The organism is Enterobacter cloacae complex sp. ECC445 (genome assembly GCF_021892025.1).
GTDB lineage: Bacteria > Pseudomonadota > Gammaproteobacteria > Enterobacterales > Enterobacteriaceae > Enterobacter > Enterobacter chengduensis.
Map to the genome: position 1 here is coordinate 136,276 of NZ_JAKLRZ010000021.1, position 19,879 is coordinate 156,154.

Sequence of the window (19,879 nt, forward strand, 5' to 3'; positions counted from 1 at the left end):
GATAATGATGATGAAATTACGCCTGCTTACACTGTTGTTATGTAGCCTAGCTCTCTGGACGGAAGTGGCCCTAGCTCAGGAAGATCCATGTTCGCTCAATCCACAGGTTAAACGCCAGAGCCTTACAGTACCTGTCTCAGTGCAGCTACCGACTACTATGGCATCGGTTTCCATAGGTACCGTACTGTACAAGAAAGAGCAGTCACTGGCGCAACTAACGGGGACTCATCGTCAAATTCTCCCCGCTTGTATGAAAAAAATTCATCAGACGCTGAATGGTCGTATCAGCAGCGCTCAAAGTGGGAAAAATATCTGGGCTACGGCTTTACCGGGACTTGGGGTTCGTATCACGGTGATCTATGACAAACCCGGTATGGCATATAAGGAGTGGCAGTTGCCTTTCAACGCTACTCTCGACGAAGTCATGCAAAAGGGGCTGACTACGGATGATATTAAATTAAGGTTTGAAGCAATAAAAACTGGCCAAATAGAGGGGGATATGCTCAGTGAAATGCTACCGTCACTACTGACCCTAAGTGATAATTCACTGGTAGTAAACCTGGCACTTAATGTTATTGCTGCAAAAGCGCATTGCTCAATTTTAATACCTCAACCACAAATTGATCTCACTCCCATCGATGCAAAAGAGCTACTGGATCATCGTCATGGTGCTGACTGGCCTGTTAGTGTCAATTTACAGTGCCTGAATACCCACCATGCAAGCATTAAAATTGAAGGTGTTTATGCAGCGAATAATACAACTGTTTTCGAAAATGTTGCCACGGACACCCCGGCAAAAGGCGTCGGTATTGAAATGACATTTAACGGCATCGTTATGCAGCCTGGCCATCCTGTAGATATTGCAATGCCTCAACAACAAATGGGATTTCCGCTACCGTTTTCCGTACGTTATGCCAGAACGGAACAATCTATTTCAGGAGGAAACGTTAAAGCGCAAATTACGCTACATATTAATTATCTGTAGTCTACTTAAGCATAAATAAAAAATACGGAAGACTACTTACGCTCTTAAGAACGCAAGTGCTCTTCGCTTATTTTAATTTCAAGGAAAATACAAGGATATCAGTATGAAGAAGTCATTTTTAGGTTTAGCTATTTCAGCAATGTTTGTGATGGGGGCAGCGCAGGCCCAGGATGTATCCGCCACGCTGAATGTAACGGGTTCAGTAACCAACAGCGATATGGGCTGCGCGGTTAACTTGACGGAGAGTTCAGTCAAAGTTGACGGAGATCTCGCAAAAATGGTTGCTCAGGGGGTCGAAACTCTGCCAGCCAAGCTCATTCAACTCAATGTAACCGGATTTGGTGAAAGCGCATCCGCTATTTGCAACTCACTTGCGGATGAGGGCAAACTTGCTTATCGATTCGTTGGCACAGTCGATAATGGAGATGGCAACGTACTGGCTAACGTCGCTACTGGAGAAGGCGTCGCTACCGGTGTAGGGATTGCTCTGTATGACGCTGCCGGTAAAATCGTACCCGTTAACAGTGGTACGTTGCCAGTAGAGAAAGGAACGGGAACCACTCTGGGGCTCGGCCTGGTAAAACTCAATGGCCAGACCCCGGTACAGGGATCAGTGCAAGGTTCCCTGACTATTCAGCTTGATCGCCTGTGATTTACCTCTCCTCACCTTTGGTGAGGAGATTTTCTATGCACAGAACCCCCCAGCTAGGCTGGGGGGTTCATATTTCTATAGGAGAGAAAGTCAAAAGTGTTGCAACAAGAATGAATAAAAGCGATAAAATTAAATATCAATGACTCCACCTTTAATTCTGCCAGTAGTGACCAGATGGAATGCAGAATCCCCAGAAGATGATAACTTCGCCTCCTGAAGCCTTTCCTGCAATGATATGATCTGAGCGCCTATAAACTCGGGCAAAACTAAGTCTTCATATCCAAACCGGCCCGCTCTGACTACGTGAAATTTAATTTGAAAATAATCAGCAGATATGCGCTCTTAGCCGCAACTTGCTCGGGAAGGGGAATAGCGGATGATAACATCGTCAAAAGCCTTAGGCCCATCAGCTTCATATGATACTTTAATTACGTGGGGAGTGTCAGGGTCCCGTAACGCAGCAGCCTTTATCCAGAATAAACGCGACTGATAGTCATCACCATGCCATCTTGATGTTACCGCAGTTACCATAGGATATATCCTGAAGGTGAGGGGGTGGGGAACGTTAACAATAAAAAACAGCGAAATCAAGATGCTGAGAGATGTGCTCTCACACGGCTCATTCTTTCATGAGAAAATCTGGTTGCTGCTGGCTGTAGGCAGTATACATCTGTGCCAACCTGTTTACGGCTTCAGTAAATTATTTGAAGGTATTTTTTGAGAAGAGTGATCTGTCCGGGTATTTTGTGGATGAATACGCATCGTCACCATTTCTCTTTTCTGGCCGGAGAACTATCATATTTTTCTGTCACTCCAGCTGGGGGAACTGGAGATGAGTGATGTATCGAAGATAAGGAAAGCTCAATCCCTAAAACTGTAAACACTCTGAACAGTCGTTCAAAGCTGGCGCTGGCTGGGTTGGATTCAAGGCGGGCATAAGCCTGTTGTGTGACCCCCAGTCGTTGTGAAACCTCTTTCTGTGTAAGTCCATATTCTTTGCGAAAACCAATCAATACTGGACGTAACTGATTCAGGTGTTTTATTGTGTATGCTGTATTCATATGAGTTAATCGCTGTGATGTGACAATAAAGTTGTATATTTAAAATCAAAAATGACATTAAAGTTGTAACTTTAAATGAACAAAGCAAACGTACATAAATCTATTTAATTGTTGTTTATTCATCACTTACAAGAAGCATGAGACCGGTTTAAGGCTCAGGTATCTGCTGCTTTTATCCACTAAAGATACCCCTACTGCTTGTGGAGCAGGATTAAGAGATATGTCACTGACAAAAATTGCTTCCAGGGGGAATCATGCTTTTAAGTTTCCCTTTGAAGTCTTATCTCTTTATCCCTTTCAAGCGGTAAAAAGTAACTTTGTTTTTACAAGCGAGTAGTAGGACATGCGATGACCCTACGCGCAAAGAACCTAATCAACCACCTGTTTGACGGATAAAATTTTATACTTAAAGAATAACTCCTACCGCTCATAAACTTCTCTATCAATATCAAATAACTATGGTATGTCTGTTGAACCCGTAGCGATTCTACCCTCGTTTTGATGTCAAACTTATCACAATCATCATTGTGGTTATAATTAGCTGAAAAATAATATCAAATTTATATTACCGGATGTTGGTCTCGTGGTGATCCGATTTTCTGCCTCTTCGTGACTTTCCGGAAGTGTACCACGCAAATGAAATAATCATATCGCTGTTATCTGCAGCTGAGCGGGCGGTCACGGAGCAGAGGCGAAACACAATATATACCAGAAAGCGCAGCTGACGGAGTGGCGTATGTTGTGTTTCTGCGCTGCTGGACGCCTGTGGAATTGAAGAAGATCCGGAACTCAGGGTTTTCGGATCTTCAAGACGAAGGAAAGATACTGCTGCATATGAAGCAATAATGTAATGAGATTATTGATATTAAGGTATTAATAACCAAAGCGCACAAAAACATTATTTTTGTTGCCAGCTCTGCATTAATACACCAAAACAAATTCCGCGGGCTATCCCGTCCTGTCATGTCAGGTTTAGCGCGCAGGAGTGGTTAAGATAAATCTGATCGGGATGACATAACCCGAATGCAAAGTGGGTTACGATGGAAAGACTGGGCAAACTCAGGGACAACAAGGAGAAAAAAATGGCTCAACTCAGGATCCGGGGCGTCAGAAGCTACGCGCCTGACAGGGATATCTGCTTTGATCTCAGCAGTAAGGTGACACTCATCTATGGCCAGAACGGCTCAGGAAAATCCACGGTATCAGGCTATTTCTATGACCGGCAGGCGGATAAATACCGGCTCTGCACCTTTGAGAGCCCGCACGTCAGCCACTTTCAGGTCTTTAATCAGGAATACATTGACAGTAAGTTCACCCGTTCTGACTATCAGCCCGGGATCTTCACCCTCAGCGAGGCCAATCAGGAAAGCCAGGACAAAATAAACAGTAATAATAAAGAAAGCGCAAAACTGAGTGCCCGGACAGATAAGCTGAATGAGGAGATCGCCGAGAAGGAAGGTATGAAGGAAACGGTCACTGACAGCTGTGCCAAAGATATTTTCAACCGGACAGTCAATGACAGGAAAATCCTCAGCGATTTCCTGGATGGCGCTAAAATTAAACGATCGTTTTACGAACGTATGGTGGCAACACCGCTGTCGGAGGTTAGCACCACGGCTGAGGCGCTGGCGGATAAATGGCGGATGTTAAGTCAGAGCGAAGGAACGTTTGTTGCCGAAATTCATATTCCCCCGATAACTGTTTTAACGGAAGACACCCTGACACTGATGCAGGAACCCGTGATGCCTGCAAGCAGTACGCAATTCTCTGCTCTCATTCAGAAGATCGGTAATGCTGACTGGGTGCGCCAGGGACAGCAGTATATACACGACGATATCTGCCCATTCTGCCAGCAGTCCCTGGATGTCACGGCCTTTTCGCACGAACTCATTCAGATGTTTGATGAGTCATACCAGACGTCTCTCGGGGCGCTGAGCCAGGCCGCAGAACGACTTGCTCAGGACTGTGATGCCTTGGCCGAATTTGAACGCCGTGTTACGACCCATGCTTTCGTTGATGAGGACAGTCAGATTTTAAGCCTGGTGAAAACGGTCAATAAAGGCTTCCGGATCCTGTTACAGCAGCTCCTTACTAAAATTAAAGAGCCTTCCCGGCAGGTACAACCCGAGAACGTTCAGGATCCCCTGGTGCAGCTCCGGAAGGAAGTGGACGTTTTCAATATCCGGGTACGGGAAAACAACCGTCTTGCTGAAAACTTCAGTCAGGAAAAACAGAACCTGTATACGGAAGTTATGGCGCACCTCAGGGGAATTTGTGAGGAGTTCTTTGCCGGGCGTGACCGGCAGCTTGGCGAACTGCAGAACGAAATCGACACCAGATTGCGTGAAGTCGGCGCCCTGGCTGCCAGTAAGAAAACACTGGATGATGAGACGAACAGGCTGACCGGACAGCTCTCCGACATCCAGCCAACCATTAACAGTATCAATGCGAATCTCAGGCTGCTGGGGATCACCGGCTTTGAAATCATCTGCCATGATGCAGAGATGAAACTGTACCGTCTTCGCCGGGGAAGCGAGCCAGAAAAGGCGGAAGTCTTCAAATCCCTCAGTGAGGGTGAGAAAACAATGGTTGCTTTTCTCTATTTCATCGAATCGTGTTCGGGCAGTCTTACCCCGGAAACCATCCATCCGGAAAATAAACTCATTGTGATTGATGACCCGATTTCCAGCCTGTCACATAACTATATCTATGAAGTTGCAGCGCTCATTAAGCGGAAGATAATTAAGGCCGCTGCAGCGAGACATGTGGTGATACTGACGCATAATATGTTTTTCTTCCAGGAAATGCTGCTAAACAGCGGCCGCCTGCAGGATGGCAGGAAAGCGCCAGCAAACTGGTCGCTGTTTCGCATCATCAAGTCGGATTACAGTTCCTGCGAAACGCTTTCCATGCACGAAATGCTCAATGAATATCAGGCGTTATGGCAGACACTGAAAGACGTTAGGGATGCGAAAACCCAGCCCGTGGTGCTGTTCAATACGATGAGGAATATTCTGGAGTATTATTTCAGCTTTGCCTGCAAGAATGAAAAGCTTAAAGAAGCCCTGGAGTCTCTGGCAACGGAACACAGCGATGCCGGAGAATATGATTCATTTTACCGGGCCATCAACCGCCACTCGCATTCGGACGGTAGAAATCTTTTCTCCACCGGCGTCATCGATAAGGAACGCTATCTGAACATGTTCAGGAAAGTGTTTATTCACACTGATGACCATGAACACTATCTTGCCATGATGGGTGAATCCGAAGAACGGCCGGAAACAGAGGCGTAAACAAAGAGTATCGCCACCTGCGGGTACCGTTCACTTAACGCGTCGGGAGCGAGCGCATGTGATTACGCACATGCTCTACGCGCCCGAAACGAAAACGTGTATACCGTACAACGGGTACAATTTTCGGTTTCATGGCGGGTTTCCTTTTACAGTCCGGCTACTGCCGGAAGTCCCTGTAACCATTTACAGGCGGTAAAAAGCGCAGAGGGGAACACCCGAGGTGACGACAGCTGATTATAAGCCCCGTTCCGGTTTGACGTAAATCATTTCCACATTTGAAAAAGGGAAAATCAGGGCTCCCATTCTGTCCGGGAGCTAACTGCGATGTGCATCCAGCTTTGAATAACCAAACCTAATGAAAGTCACTGCTCATGCTGTTAACGGCCGTCCCGCAATCAAGTTCCCTCCAGGCAGCCGAGCGTGATATTTCCGACTTTGAAGGAAATCGGATCTGCATGGTGAAACCCCTCAAAGGTTCTACGAGCGTATCGAAGCCGTCTGGGAGCACCTATCAGGAACAAGAGCTGAGCAGTATGACTACGGGAAAAGACCGTCGTCCTTCGCTGCTAAAAGGTGAGTGCTGATTGCACTGGCTGTCCTCGATGCGATACAACCCCCTTTAACTCTGTCTGTTTTCACGTAACGCAAAATTAATTTATTATCGCAAGTGTGGATCTAACTAATAACGCTGCAATATTTATTCATCTTATTTAAGCATTACAACAGCATCAGCATCAGCATCAGCATCAGTTACTGCCATTGAAAATTGTGCCCTGTGCCTGGCAGCAAAATCGAGCGCAAAAACATTCGTATAAACCTCTGTCGAACAGATCGACTTATAACCCATTAAGCTCTGCAGTATCTTAATCGGTATACGGCGTAAAGCATGTGCATCGCGTTAGAGTGACTGAAAGTATGGAGTTTTATCCATGACCGGGTACGTAACTCGTCGGCTGCCGCGGCGTCCAAGGTCTCACCCAACCTGGGGCGGATGGTACGGTCCGTGATCTCCCGGTGCGATTATTGCGCCGCTCCAGCGGGATTTTCATTGTGGCCACCATCATCACCAACTGGCTGACGTATTGATTATCTGAAAGGGGGATGAGTCGGTGAGGTTGACTGCCCGCGGGCGCACTACCAGCCGTTCTGGCCGTTTTTTCCGTACGCTGCTCGAGCGTACGTAGCCAGCTGTACGAACGGGTAGGGCGGCGCCAACGAATCACTCCGGGTCACGGCCTGGACTTCTATAATGCGTGCCCTGTGTTTTAGAGTGTTGCCAGCAGCATCTTGCGGTGCAGAATGAGTACGTAGTAGAGCAGTGCGCGGACTTCCGATGCCAGCAAGTATTTCGGGAGTTTCTACCGGACAATCGTCATCTAACACAACGTAAGAGCAGCCGGATAGTCTGTGATGCGGAGCATTTGAGAGAGTGAAGTACTGTATGGAACGAGATCAGACATCAATTTCTCAACCAGTTTATTGATTTTTTCAGCCAGGGATCTGAGTAAAGCCCATGCCTTGTTGTCGGTATCTCTCAGTGCTTTCTCCGCAGCTCAGTTGCGGTGCTGTAATTCCCGTAAAGAACAGAACGAACCATTGCTGTCTAGTAATGTGACAGAATCAGCCAATCCTGCATTCCTGCAAAGTTTGACGGCCATAAGAAAAAGCCCTTAATCCTGTGTTGAAGCACTCCAAAGTCAATGTATGGTTATCGCTAGGATCTGTATCCTGCTAAGGAGATTTATATTTTTTGAAAGAGTCTTATTCCCAAAGAGCTGTGATTATACCAGCCGATCTTGTATTCATTTAGCTCTCTTGGTCGTTAAGTATAGGATAAAAAGAAACTAAACGGGTTACTGTCCAATAGAAATTCTTAATGCTAATCTAGATGGTAATCATTGAATTATCAGAGGCTTATGAATCATAAGAAAAGAGGGGGCTTCTTTATAAATAATGACTGGTCTGATCTCATTATTTCAATGAGAGTTAATTGTTGGTCACTTCGATTTGTCGAAAAAAGATTCCTCTTTACATGATACATTTTTAGGGAATATAAGAGTTTCCGGCAATTCTTGAATCTTAACAAGAATGCCTCTTTGCAAGGATATATAACCCTCGCTTCTCAACAAAGACAGAATGCGCATTACCCCACTACGAGACAGATATGTTCTGTTCATTATGTAATTTGCAGCAGTTGTGGTCCTTCTTATCCTCTCGGGCTCGTCCATCAGTTGCTGCAACTGAAATCGGATGAGGTCATAGGAGGACATCTGAGAAATCAGTGTGCTGTGCGCAAATACCCTAGAGGCATTATAAATTAGTACAAAGCATAAACTCTGCCATAAGTTATAGCTTTCTGTGAGAAGATTGAAGCGTTCAACGCTTAAGCGACTGAGTTGTGAGTTTTCAACAACTTTGACATAGACATTATCGTTAGAACTGTATTGGTTGCTTACACCAAGAATAAAAGGAGCCTTTTCAGTATTTAATACCATTCCATCACCGCGCCGATTGAGCGTCACAGTGCCGCTATGTAGCAAAAAGCACTGATGGGTGTTCATCCTTTTGTAACGTAAAATCTCCCCCCTTGCTGCTACGAACGGTTCAGCAAAAGGTGAAACTTTTTGAAATATGTCTTCAATTTGCTCAATCGGCTTGAACTGAATCAAAGAGTTAAGATCTAACTTTGTATTCATCGCTACAACCATATTAATTAAGAATTGTTATCACATTCATGTCATGATTATCTCTCTGCAGATTTTATAAATAAATCATGTTTCAGTCCTTGTTTGGACTTTTCACTTAACTTTTAAGTAACATATATGCCATCACATTAGAATTAGCGGAAATGTAATTCTAAAAATCAGGCGGTGTAAATCGTGTATTTGTTAAAACCAGACTTGTTAATGTTATGTTAACGAAAAGGTCTATATGCAGACTAAAAAACATTTGAGTTTATATATATTCATATTGAAAATAGCCCCGTTGAAACGAGTGATACTAAAAACCAATGAGATTTTCCTAGAAAGTCAGAGCATGCTCTGCATATATTCAGCTCATGCCGAATCGACGGTCTGGTATAAAATCGGAAGGCAATAAATAGTTAGCCAGCATGAAGTTTGTTAGTGGGAAAACTCGGTAAATAAACTGATAAATTAAGGAAATTGTAATGAAAAAAAATATCATTGTTACTGTTCTGACTGTAGCTTCTGCTCTGGCGATGTCAAATGCATTCGCAGCTGCAGGTACTGTTAACTTTACTGGTGAAATTCTGGATGCCGCCTGTACTGTTGATGTTAACTCTCAGAACCAGACTGTTGTTCTGGGTTCTTATAATAAGTCTGAATTTGCAGCTGTTGGTGACAAAACTGCAGCTAAGAAATTTGACATCGTTCTGAAAGACTGCCCGACCACAGTAACCTCCGCAAAAGTGCGCTTTGACGGTACACCAGAAGGTAATGATCCTACTCTGCTGGCAATCGACAGCTCTGTAGCAGGTGCTGCTACCGGTGTTGCTATCAACCTGATGACCGCTGATAAGGCAGACCTGCCACTGCATGGCGAGAACAGCTATAGCTATGCTCTGAGCAGCACTCAGGACAATACTCTGGACTTCTACGCACAGTATAAGTCAACTGCTGCTTCCGTTACTGCTGGACCAGCAAACTCTGTAGCTAACTTCTCTGTTATCTATAACTAATTTTCCAGACCGGAAAATAATACGGGGCTGGAATTCAGCCCCTTTTTTATAGAGGTATAAAATGTATTTTCTCAGTAAAACCTTTTTTGCCTGTGCAGTTTTTTCAGCAGGTATGACTGTTGCCAGTGCAGGTGTAATAATTGGCGGAACAAGAGTCATTTATGATGGCGCTAAAAAGGAAGCTTCCATTAGCGTAAACAATCCGGACTCTACTCCTTACCTTATTCAGTCCTGGGTTGAGACACAGTCTGGTGGGGCTGAGAAAGCACCTTTTATCGTAACACCACCGTTGTATCGTTTAGATAAAGGTCAGCAAAATATCGAGCGTATTCTCCTTGCTGGTTCCCTTTCTCAGGAAAAAGAAAGTCTTTACTGGTTAAATATTAAAGCAATCCCTTCAGCTATAAGAATCGAGAATTCCTTGCAGGTTGCCGTCAAAACACGAATCAAATTAATTTACAGGCCAGAAAATTTGAAAGGGACGTTACCTGAACAACTAGCGGACAAACTCACTTGGCAACTTTCCGGCAATCAACTTCAGGTCACTAACCCTACGAATTACGTTATGAATTTTAATGAGATTTCTGTTGGTGGAAAGAAACTGGAAAATGTCAGTTATGTATTGCCGGGTGCTACGGCTCGATTTGATTTACCAAAAGGGAGCAGCGGCGGAAATGTGGTTTACAAAATCATCAACGACTACGGCGGCATCGGTGTAGAACATAAATCTGGAATTTAATCTGATTCCAAGAACAATTTTTTAATTAAGTCGGAGCTGTTTATTATGATGGCAGGGACATATAATAATTTTAAAGTGGCTCGATTGGCTGTACTGATTGCCGTAGCTATTGCGGGTTCAGTACAGCTCGCTTCTGCACGTGATTTTTTTAACCCAGAGTTGCTTGAACTGGACAATCCAGGTGCACCTAAGGCTGACCTGTCTGCCTTTGAAGCCGGTTCACAGGCTCCGGGAGTATATCGTGTTGATGTTGTTCTTGATGAACAAATTGTGGACACACAGGATATACGCTTCAGCACAGTAGGTAGTGGGGATGAAATGAAGTTGGTTCCATGCCTTACCACTACACAGCTTAAATCCTGGGGCGTAAAAACCGAATTGTTTACTGCCTTGCTGAAAGATGGGAGTGACTGCGCAGATATTTCTGCTATTCCGCAGGCATCTACTGATTTTCAGTTCAGCTCACAGCGCCTGCTTATAAGCATTCCCCAGGCGGCCATATCCATGCAGGCCCGTGGCTATGTGCAACCAGAATTGTGGGATGAAGGAATAACTGCTGCGATGCTCAACTACAGCATCAGTGGTGCAAATAACTGGGGGCGCGGTTATAACGGCAACAGTGATAGCCAGTATGCAAACCTTCGACCTGGTATCAATATTGGTCCATGGCGGCTTCGTAACTACACAACATGGAATCGCGACAGCAACGGTAAAGATTCATGGGATACAGTTTATACCTATGCCCAGCGAGCCATCATCCCCTTAAAAGCACAGCTAACAGCAGGTGACAGTTCTGCTCCGGCTGATGTGTTTGACAGTATGCCATTCCGCGGAGCTCAAATGGCATCCGACGATGATATGTTGCCAGACTCACTAAAGGGATATGCTCCGGCAGTAAGGGGGATTGCACGTAGCAATGCGCAGGTTGTCATCCGCCAGAACGGCTACGTGATTTATCAGAGCTATGTAGCGCCTGGTGCATTTGAAATTACCGACATGTACCCGACCGGTGGGGCAGGCGATCTGGATGTAACAATTAAAGAGGCTGATGGCAGTGAACAGCACTTCACAGTACCTTTTGCTTCTTTACCTGTGTTACAGCGTGAGGGTCGACTTAAATATGCGATCACTGGTGGCCAGTATCGATCCTATGACGGTAGCGTGGGTAAAACCCCCTTCGGGCAGATGACGGGGATTTATGGTCTATCACATGGATTTACAATGTATGGTGGTTTTCAGGAATCCAGCAAATACCAATCTATTGCGCTTGGGGTTGGTAAAAATATGGGTGCTCTGGGCGCATTTTCAACTGACGTAACCCAGGCATGGTCAACACCAGATAATCTGGAAAAAAGCAGCGGCCAGTCATGGCGTGTTCGTTACAGTAAGAATATTGTCCAAACAGGTACAAACTTCGCTATAGCAGGTTACCGTTACTCCACTAGTGGATACTACGGTATGCAGGAAGTCCTGGACTCGTATGGAAACAGCAGCGCTCTGGATAATCGTCGCCGTAACCGCATGGAACTTTCTATGAGTCAGACGCTCGGGGACAACTTGGGTTCCTTGGCTCTTGGTGCAGTGCGCGAAGACTACTGGAATTCCGGTAAGACAATGGAGTCATATAACGTAGCTTATAATAATTACTGGAATGCCATAAGTTATGGAGTGACCTATACCTTCAGTAAAAATGGTAATGACGGTAGTTCGGGTAACTCACCAAGTTATGATAAAGATCAGATGCTGGCGTTTAATATCAGTGTTCCGCTGAATAAATTCCTGCCGCAAACTTGGGCAAATTACAGCATTAACACAAGCAAAAACAATGGCACAACTCATAATGTTGGTATTAACGGGGTTGCTCTGGAAAATAATGCCCTGAACTGGAACGTACAACAGGGCTATGGTACCGATAATATTGGTTACAGCGGTAACATGAACGCTGACTATAAGGGGACCTACGCTGAAGTTGCCACGGGCTACGCTTATGACAAAAACAGCGATCGCGTGAACTATGGAGTGCAGGGCGGCATCATCGCTCATGCCGACGGGGTAACTTTTTCTCAACCACTTGGTGAAACTAACGTATTAATCAAGGCTCCAGGTGCAAAAGGCGTAGGTATCCAGAACCAGACCGGCGCAAAAACCGACTGGCGCGGCTATACCGCTGTGAGTAACGTGACTCCATATCACAAAAATGATATGTCGCTGCAAACGGACAGCCTGCCAGATGATGTAGAGCTGGAATTAACCACTAAAACGGTCGTTCCGACCCGAGGTGCAGTGGTTCGGGCAGACTATGTGGCTAATGTCGGGATGCGTGTGTTAATGACGTTGACGCAGAGAAATGGACAACCTGTACCGTTTGGGGCAATAGTCACCAGAGCGGGTAAGAAGGATAATAAGGATGATGCATTTATTGTCAGCGAGGGAGGACAGGTGTATTTAACCGGTATCACCAGTGCAGATATTCTATTGGTCAATTGGGGAAGTGAAAAATGTACAACTAACTTCACACTTCCTAATAAACCGGCAAGAGGAATAACAACATTGAAAGCGCTGTGCAGTCAATAGTTTGAGAAAATACCAGTTATATTTAATAATGGATGCCGCCGTTTATCCGTACGACGTTTAAGGTGAATTCAATGAAACTAATAAAGTTAATTATTTTAGTAGTTATATGGGTTTCTTGTCATAATGTTTATGCAGCGAGTTGTACGTCGCGTGCCGGGAGTTACACATTTAATGGTTCTGTTACGATTCAACGTGATGCACCAGTCGGTTATATAACGCCAAAATTTAGCAGTAACGGTACCGTTTGGGGACTGAACTGTACTGGCGATAGTACCGCAGACAGTGAAGTATATTGGACTATCAAAGTTCCGTCCTCTCCTGTTGCAGGATATACGAATGTTTATGCGACAAATTTAAACGGCATAGGCGTGATGTATAATTTCGCATTAAACAGTGGGTCTCAGTCATTCTGTAATGTTCAGTTTGATGACCATATCGACAACTCGACCAGAACATATACATGTCATCTGCCGAAAGGGACAAACCAGGATTTCTCACTTGGGTCATCATTGCAGTTTGTAAAACTGAGCAATAATCTTACATCAGGTATAGTCACATCTATTCCCACAGTAATGTCGTCCTATGCATTAAATAACCAGAGTGGAACATGGAACTTAAATAACATCTGGGCAGGTAATGGGTCATTGGTGGTAACAGCAGCCGCTTGTTCAATCAATGCATCCAATCTTACATTTCCTATCGGAGATGTACCTGCTTCAAGTTTTGGCACAACTGTGGGAACAACACCCTCCATTGCACAAAACACACAATTTCTCGGGCTTAACTGCACTGCCGGCGCCAATATAAATGTGCGGCTATCGGGAATTCAAAATCCTGATATTAGCAATTCGAGTGTGCTTGCATTAACTGGTCAGGGCAGTAGTGATGTGGCCGGAGGAGTTGGAGTGCAGCTTATATATAATGGCTCGCCTCTGGTGATAAATAATCGTATTGTTTTGAAACAGTCAACAGGTGGTTCGGAGACTTTCCCTATCACGGCTCGTTATTATCAGACTAAAACTATCGTTACGGGCGGAAAGGCCAATGCGACTGCAACGCTGGATTTAACTTACCAATAATTACGGATAATAATATGTTACGAACAAGCAAGCATTCACTGAAAAATATAGCCGCTGGTGTATTTCTTTTGAGTGGGTATTCTCTGGCTGGTGATACAGTAAATCTTAATGTCACAGGCAATGTCGTAGCATCTCCTTGCCAGGTAAGCTACGACAGTCTCAACAAAACTGTCGACTTAGGGCAAAATATTCAGACTTCAGACCTTCGAACGGCAGGAGCAACAACAACCTGGGTAAATTTTAACATTAATATCGACTCCTGTCCCACTGGTACTACCAAGGCCACAATGACGATGCACGGAGCAGCAGACAATTCAGACCTGGCAAGTCTTTACACTAATACGGGCACTGCCGCGAATGTCGCCGTACAGGTACAAATGCTTTCAGGTGAAGCAATGGGTGATGGAAAGTCTTATACTGGCAACATTGTAAGTAATGCTTTTACATATAAAATGCAGGCGCGAGCTTACACTGCAGCAGGTAATGTCACCCCAGGAACAATTAGTTCTGTGATTACCGCGACCTTTACATATCAATAAGGATATCCTGCGCACTGTCTTATACGCGGGTTAAAATATAGATAAATATGATAAATGTTTTAATAAACGAACCAGATCTTTATTTTAGAGATGGGCTGGTCATAATGTTTCGTGAGATTTTTGCATCCGAATATAATGAGGGTATAGAGATAACATTCGATGTGACACCAGAATCAATATGGAAGTCTCAAGTAATAATCGTCTCACTGTTTCGTGGTGAGGAATTTATTTGTAAAAATGAATACAAATACAGAAATAAAGGTGTGATAATTGGCCTTACTGATTCAGTTCCGGTTTCATCCCAAAAAATCCCTCTGTGTTACAGGGATATATTATTAATCCAACGGCGCACATCGTTCGAAATGATCTATTCTCAGTTCGTCCAAGCTTGGAATAAAAGGCATAGCGCTTCCCATTATCCACATCAGTTTTCATGTAGAAACTGTTGTCACAAAAATCTTTCTAGTTGGGAATCGAATATTGCAAAAGAAATGCTAGCCGGAAGATCTCCAAAGGATATAGCAAAAAAATACGACATACCGCAACAGAAAATAAATTCTTGTACGTATTCATTAAAGAAGAAATTCAACGTTGAAAGTAACAAGGAAATGTTATCACTGATGAAATATTTTAGCGCAAAAAAGTAGTGTAAAAAGTTGGAGTGGTAAGTAAGATGAATGTTTATTTTCATTCAAAAAATATCTATCTATTAGAAGGGTTAATACATGAAGTTACTAATTATTTACTTAAAACCCAGTGTGTAGAAGTTAACTTAGTTCAAGAGCTAAACGAAGATAATTTAAGAATTATAGATTTAATGGTTGTGGCCCTTGAAGAACAGGATGTATTTCAGTGCAATAAAATATTTAATGAAAACTTTATGGGGTGGGTTATACTCCTTTTGCCTCAGCAAACATCCTCAGTTCAGATGAAGCAGCTATGTTTAAAATCTTTAACAATATTATATCATGACAGTCCTGTATCGGTTTTGAGGAGCGGGCTGGATTATTGTCTTAACATAAAAAAAGGAAAATATTGTATTTCTTGCGAAACTTGTTTCTATGGCAGGGACCATTTAAGTAAACAACAAAAAATATTAGCCTCATGTTTAGTCAATGGATTAAACATGCTTGATATATCTAAATTATTACGTGTTTCATATAAAACAGCTTATAATCATAAATATCGACTGATGGAAGTTTATGGTGTGACGAGAGAGAATCATTTGATGCATTGTATTAAATCCAGCTTGCAACAAATCGAGAATAAATATTAACCTACAAATTAACGGTTATATGAATACTACCACTCCCTGGAATCAAGAACGTTAATATTGCTCTGGTATTCTATTTATTTTTAGTAACACACCCCTTTCCATTTCTATATATCCACCTCTTCTCAGATCGGAAAGAATACGCATTACTCCGCTTCGTGATAAGAGTGTTTTATCTCGAATGTATTGCTCTGCTGAGATATTTAGGCGATATGTTTCGGTTTCAGCCATAAGTTCAAAGAGTTGGATTCTTATTTTTTCATACGAAGAAAGTCTGGTGTTCATATCAAAACTCAAATATAGTTTCTCTGAAAGGTCCATATAGAAAAATGATAACAATCGCCATAGATTCTTATCTTCAATAATTTTTAGTGCATCGCTGCGTTTTATTCTGGCTAAAGAACATTTAGATATCGTAACAATATTGATTATTTGTTCTGCGTTTTTACTTAAGCCAATAATCGAAGGTGTTGTAAGATTTACTAGCAGAAGTTGATCTTCCTTTCTGTAAATTGACACATCACCTCCAGTGACTAAATAGCATACAGGCTCATCTTGATATATCAGATATAACCTTACGTTTTTCTTGTAATTTTTAATATCGCAATGAGGTAGTAAGTATTCCGCCAGTTCTTTGGCGTTACCGGATGGTTTTTTAATGAGAGTTAAAGTCTGATAAGACATTCTCTTTTCCTAAAATCACAATACATACAACTATTTTAGTACTGATTACCAAATATTACAAATGTTCAATGTTTACTTACCTTCCTGAATCATTATAATGCCTGCCTAAAAGTCCTCTTAAAGAATGATTAAAGTAACCTACTTCCTTTTGGTTTGAGGCCATACCATCATTTATTTTCTGTGCAAGCTAATTTTAGTGGAACTTCTAATTGAACTTTGAATCGCCACGGATAATCTAGACACTTCCAAGCCGTTGATAATATTTGTTTTCGTATTCAGTTGGTGGCATCTGATCGCTCGAGCCATGCCGACGCCTACTGTTATAAAACATTTCGATGTAATCAAAAATATCACTTCGGGCTTCTTCCCGTGTTCCGTAGATCTTTTTCTTAATCCGTTCGCGTTTCAGCAGCTGGAAAAAGCTTTCCGCAACCGCGTTGTCGTGGCAGTTACCGCGACGACTTATGCTGCCTTCCAGACCGTGTGATTTCAGGAACGATTGCCACTCATGGCTCGTGTATTGAATGCCCTGTACAGAGTGAACCAGTACCTGTTTTTGAGGATTACGCCTCCACCCCGCCATAAGTAATGCGTTCAGGACAATCTCTTTTGTCATGCGGGGTTGCATTGACTAGCCGATAACTTTTCGGGAGAACAGGTCAACCACTACGGCCAGATACAGCCAGCCTTCGTGGGTTCGGATGTAGGTTATGTCCATCACCCAACGCTCATCCGATGAGTTCGGATTGAACTGCCGCTGGAGCTTGTTGGGTGTCACGATGCTGGCTTCGCCTTTACATGCCCGTGGGCTATGGTACCCAACCTGAGCTTTTATTCCGGCGCGCTTCATCAGCCGCCAGACCCGGTTCACTCCGCACTGTTGTCCGGTATCACGCAGATCGAGATAGATCTTGCGATAACCATAGACGCAGCCAGACTCAAGCCAGGACTGTTTGATCTGCCCGGTCAGCATCTGGTCTGTCTGGTGACGCTGTGAATGTGGCTGCTGAAGCCAGAAATAAAATCCACTCGGATGGACATCCAGAACCCGACAGAGCAAACGAACAGGCCAGCAACGGCTGTTGTCGCGGATAAAGGCGTACCTCAGTCGGACAGCTTTGCGAAGTACGCTGCGGCTTTTTTTAATATGTCTCTCTCGTCGGTAACCCCCTTCAGCTCTTTCTGGAGTCGGCGGATCTCGGTCTGAGCATCTGACTGTTCTTTATTAGTGGATGAGTCCGGGCCGTACTTCTTTATCCAGGCGTAAAGGCTGCGGGTGGCGATATCGAGACGTGTTGCAACGCTGGAAACAGAATGGCCGCGATCAACAACCTGTTTGACTGCTTCGAATTTAAACTCTTCGGGATAACGCTTACCGCTCATGGGCACCTCTCTTTAAGCCATCTTAAATGACTCCGAGGTGTCTGTTAAAGCCGTGGCGATTCATTTTTCACCGTGTTGATTTACAACTTTGGCGCTTAATATACAACTTTATTGTCTCTTCACAATCGCTGTGCCTGCGTCCTATTCATGCATCTGGAAACTCATTTAACAACTTATATGGTGTTAATTCAAGAATACAGTCTATAAGTTGTAAAATGAACCAAGGTCAGCTCACTAGCTTTTGTTCGGAAGGAGTGGTGCAGGGTGTGACAAGTGAACTGACCGAGATTCGTGTAAGCCTCTTTACAAATATCCATGAAACCGACAGTAGGTCCCAATTTCGACAGAAACACAGAGTTGAGAAGTGCGAAGACTATTTGTCTTTTCCAGTCGGCTGTCATGACACCTCAGAACTATAGCCTAGAGATGCTACGTTACGGGGGGCGTAATCTGACGCCCGAAAAAGATGTGTGCATTCGCAACTGATGAGGTGTAAAAGCCGAACGGCATATATGGCAAGGCGGCATAATGTCATTTGACAGGCTTTAAAGATAGTTCATTCGGGATAATTATAAGGCAACGTAGCGTAGCGTAAAGTCATGAAGACCGGATTTCTCTGAATGTGGTTGCCAACCTTTTCACAAACAAGATTATTAGTCAGTTAATTATTTTTACGCTAAATTTTCTCTTTTACAGACCGATCATTCAGATGCCAGTGCATAGTCTTACTATAACTGCCTGTTGATTTTTTACGTACGAAAAGTATAAAAGTCTTATAACGTAATGGCTGCATTTTAACACCTAAACTGCAAGAGAAAAAAATCACATTCTTTGGCTAATTCGTTAGCCTTTTGTATCTGAGTGACAGTAAAATGACGTCACAGCCAGATTATTTAATGAGGTGCATGATTCTTCAGTTGACAATTCATTTGAGGGGGTAAATAATTCTTCAATTAACGATTCAAATAATTTCTGTTTTAAGTGTCAGGGAGGGCGAATGATTTTTCAGGATGAAAGTTTTTTCAGCTTTTTGTTCAGAACTCAGTTAATTTATGGTTACCTGGATTTCTCAAATATTTTCAGAATGAATGGTATGGTACGAACAACGATCATTGCTAAAGAAGAACTTTTGCCTATCTATGGGCGGATTAATAAAAAAGCTTTATACTTGATGATTAACAGAACTCAGCGTGAGAAAATTTCACTTGAGCAACCATACTCTCATTTAAATGAACTTAACAGATTTCTTCAACAAGGCGTTGCTGTTCTTAATGACAGAGGCTTTTTTTTTGTTCGATTCTGTAAGGAATGTCTCGACGAATGCTTTAAACTTTATGGGATCGGTTATTTTAAAAAGGAATGGGAAAGAAACCTGTATTGTAACAGGCACAAAAGAACACTTTCTGAAATGACAGGAAGAGAGGCAAAGCATTCAGTTGACATCATGACACGATTGATTTTAGGGGGCCCCCTTCATGACGGTGAGTTTATCGAACATCTTCCACTTAAGGCAGAACTTAAAAAAATAAGGCGGCGGGTGACAAGACCATTTTCACTATTATATATTAAGCCATGTGCAATGTTATCAATTAGTAAGTGGGTTGTTGAAAAAAAACATGCATTATCACTCATACTTCCGGGGATTGAGGGAAATATCGATAGAGCCTTGTTATTAAAAAAAATTAGCGATAATCCTGAAGAATTTATAATTAAACTATACAATGAACGTAACAATCCTAATCTAATGGAATTTGGTGTTTTTCTTTCTCAAACCACAAAAAACGTCACGGAAAAATATGGCGTGTTCAGTGATGACGAGTTCAGGTTTAATGTGATGAAATCAAAAAACATAAACTGTCTGAACTGTTTCTCTGATAAGTTATGTGGAAATTGTAGAATGAGACTAATATATAATAT

Annotated in this window: 14 protein-coding genes and 2 pseudogenes; 11 read left to right on the forward strand and 5 right to left on the reverse strand. The window is 43.2% G+C overall.

The genetic code is table 11. The features are described 5' to 3' along the window. Nucleotides 1–10: 10 nt before the first annotated feature. On the forward strand, nucleotides 11–985 hold the full coding sequence (locus L6R44_RS16720) for a fimbrial protein (RefSeq protein WP_237424833.1): 975 nt from the start codon (nucleotides 11–13) through the stop codon (nucleotides 983–985). A gap of 103 nt (nucleotides 986–1,088) precedes the next feature. Next, a complete protein-coding gene (locus L6R44_RS16725; RefSeq protein ID WP_237424834.1) occupies nucleotides 1,089–1,637 on the forward strand; it encodes a fimbrial protein in 549 nt (182 codons plus the stop codon). A gap of 764 nt (nucleotides 1,638–2,401) precedes the next feature. On the opposite strand, the gene L6R44_RS16730 is transcribed toward L6R44_RS16725, so the two are convergent. Next, nucleotides 2,402–2,698 carry a helix-turn-helix domain-containing protein gene (locus L6R44_RS16730; protein ID WP_237424835.1) on the reverse strand — a complete coding sequence of 99 codons (297 nt, stop codon included), beginning with the start codon at nucleotides 2,696–2,698 and terminating at the stop codon, nucleotides 2,402–2,404. Nucleotides 2,699–3,780: 1,082 nt separating this feature from the next. Between L6R44_RS16730 and L6R44_RS16735 the strand changes: the two genes are divergently transcribed. Continuing rightward, nucleotides 3,781–5,991, forward strand: a complete 2,211-nt coding sequence (locus L6R44_RS16735; RefSeq protein ID WP_237424836.1) for an AAA family ATPase — start codon at nucleotides 3,781–3,783, stop codon at nucleotides 5,989–5,991. A 706-nt stretch (nucleotides 5,992–6,697) separates the two neighbouring features. On the opposite strand, the pseudogene L6R44_RS16740 reads toward L6R44_RS16735, so the two are convergent. After that, nucleotides 6,698–7,367: pseudogene (locus L6R44_RS16740) on the reverse strand (phage integrase family protein). 621 nt (nucleotides 7,368–7,988) lie between these two features. Then, entirely contained in the window at nucleotides 7,989–8,687 is a 699-nt protein-coding gene (locus tag L6R44_RS16745) for a helix-turn-helix domain-containing protein (protein ID WP_237424837.1), read from the reverse strand. Between the two features lie 473 nt (nucleotides 8,688–9,160). Here L6R44_RS16745 and L6R44_RS16750 point away from each other — a divergent pair, with 473 nt between their 5' ends. The 7 genes from L6R44_RS16750 to L6R44_RS16775 all read left to right on the forward strand — a co-directional run bounded on the left by L6R44_RS16750 (nucleotide 9,161) and on the right by L6R44_RS16775 (nucleotide 15,898). Beyond that, nucleotides 9,161–9,691, forward strand: a complete 531-nt coding sequence (locus L6R44_RS16750; RefSeq protein WP_237424838.1) for a fimbrial protein — start codon at nucleotides 9,161–9,163, stop codon at nucleotides 9,689–9,691. 61 nt (nucleotides 9,692–9,752) lie between these two features. Continuing rightward, complete coding sequence (locus L6R44_RS16755) at nucleotides 9,753–10,430, forward strand: fimbrial biogenesis chaperone (RefSeq protein ID WP_272930120.1); 678 nt, start codon at nucleotides 9,753–9,755, stop codon at nucleotides 10,428–10,430. Nucleotides 10,431–10,478: 48 nt separating this feature from the next. Beyond that, the gene (locus L6R44_RS16760) at nucleotides 10,479–13,004 is read left to right on the forward strand and encodes a fimbria/pilus outer membrane usher protein (RefSeq protein WP_237424849.1); all 2,526 of its coding nucleotides are present in this window, start codon (nucleotides 10,479–10,481) and stop codon (nucleotides 13,002–13,004) included. A 71-nt stretch (nucleotides 13,005–13,075) separates the two neighbouring features. Further along, nucleotides 13,076–14,083, forward strand: a complete 1,008-nt coding sequence (locus L6R44_RS16765) for a fimbrial protein (RefSeq protein WP_237424839.1) — start codon at nucleotides 13,076–13,078, stop codon at nucleotides 14,081–14,083. 14 nt (nucleotides 14,084–14,097) lie between these two features. After that, complete coding sequence (locus L6R44_RS16770) at nucleotides 14,098–14,622, forward strand: fimbrial protein (protein ID WP_237424840.1); 525 nt, start codon at nucleotides 14,098–14,100, stop codon at nucleotides 14,620–14,622. 362 nt (nucleotides 14,623–14,984) lie between these two features. Next, nucleotides 14,985–15,269 (forward strand): helix-turn-helix transcriptional regulator, encoded by a 285-nt coding sequence (locus L6R44_RS25040; protein ID WP_442876510.1) that lies wholly within the window; start codon nucleotides 14,985–14,987, stop codon nucleotides 15,267–15,269. Between the two features lie 26 nt (nucleotides 15,270–15,295). Beyond that, nucleotides 15,296–15,898, forward strand: coding sequence for a hypothetical protein (locus tag L6R44_RS16775; RefSeq protein ID WP_237424841.1), 603 nt, complete (start codon nucleotides 15,296–15,298; stop codon nucleotides 15,896–15,898). Between the two features lie 51 nt (nucleotides 15,899–15,949). Here L6R44_RS16775 and L6R44_RS16780 read toward each other — a convergent pair whose 3' ends face one another. Then, nucleotides 15,950–16,579 carry a helix-turn-helix domain-containing protein gene (locus L6R44_RS16780; protein ID WP_237424842.1) on the reverse strand — a complete coding sequence of 210 codons (630 nt, stop codon included), beginning with the start codon at nucleotides 16,577–16,579 and terminating at the stop codon, nucleotides 15,950–15,952. Nucleotides 16,580–16,814: 235 nt separating this feature from the next. Continuing rightward, nucleotides 16,815–17,962 (reverse strand): annotated as a pseudogene (locus L6R44_RS16785) (IS3 family transposase). Nucleotides 17,963–18,959: 997 nt separating this feature from the next. Between L6R44_RS16785 and L6R44_RS16790 the strand changes: the two are divergent. Beyond that, nucleotides 18,960–19,879: hypothetical protein (locus L6R44_RS16790; protein WP_237424843.1), on the forward strand; the 920-nt coding region annotated here is incomplete at its 3' end.

Bases quoted from the DNA above. Each gene is read 5' to 3' on its own strand.
- L6R44_RS16720 (WP_237424833.1), top strand. From the start codon at position 11: ATGAAATTACGCCTGCTTACACTGTTGTTATGTAGCCTAGCTCTCTGG.
- L6R44_RS16725 (WP_237424834.1), top strand. From the start codon at position 1,089: ATGAAGAAGTCATTTTTAGGTTTAGCTATTTCAGCAATGTTTGTGATG.
- L6R44_RS25040 (WP_442876510.1), top strand. From the start codon at position 14,985: ATGATCTATTCTCAGTTCGTCCAAGCTTGGAATAAAAGGCATAGCGCT.
- L6R44_RS16780 (WP_237424842.1), bottom strand. From the start codon at position 16,579: ATGTCTTATCAGACTTTAACTCTCATTAAAAAACCATCCGGTAACGCC.
- L6R44_RS16765 (WP_237424839.1), top strand. From the start codon at position 13,076: ATGAAACTAATAAAGTTAATTATTTTAGTAGTTATATGGGTTTCTTGT.
- L6R44_RS16760 (WP_237424849.1), top strand. From the start codon at position 10,479: ATGGCAGGGACATATAATAATTTTAAAGTGGCTCGATTGGCTGTACTG.
- L6R44_RS16735 (WP_237424836.1), top strand. From the start codon at position 3,781: ATGGCTCAACTCAGGATCCGGGGCGTCAGAAGCTACGCGCCTGACAGG.
- L6R44_RS16750 (WP_237424838.1), top strand. From the start codon at position 9,161: ATGAAAAAAAATATCATTGTTACTGTTCTGACTGTAGCTTCTGCTCTG.
- L6R44_RS16770 (WP_237424840.1), top strand. From the start codon at position 14,098: ATGTTACGAACAAGCAAGCATTCACTGAAAAATATAGCCGCTGGTGTA.
- L6R44_RS16755 (WP_272930120.1), top strand. From the start codon at position 9,753: ATGTATTTTCTCAGTAAAACCTTTTTTGCCTGTGCAGTTTTTTCAGCA.
- L6R44_RS16775 (WP_237424841.1), top strand. From the start codon at position 15,296: ATGAATGTTTATTTTCATTCAAAAAATATCTATCTATTAGAAGGGTTA.
- L6R44_RS16730 (WP_237424835.1), bottom strand. From the start codon at position 2,698: ATGAATACAGCATACACAATAAAACACCTGAATCAGTTACGTCCAGTA.
- L6R44_RS16745 (WP_237424837.1), bottom strand. From the start codon at position 8,687: ATGAATACAAAGTTAGATCTTAACTCTTTGATTCAGTTCAAGCCGATT.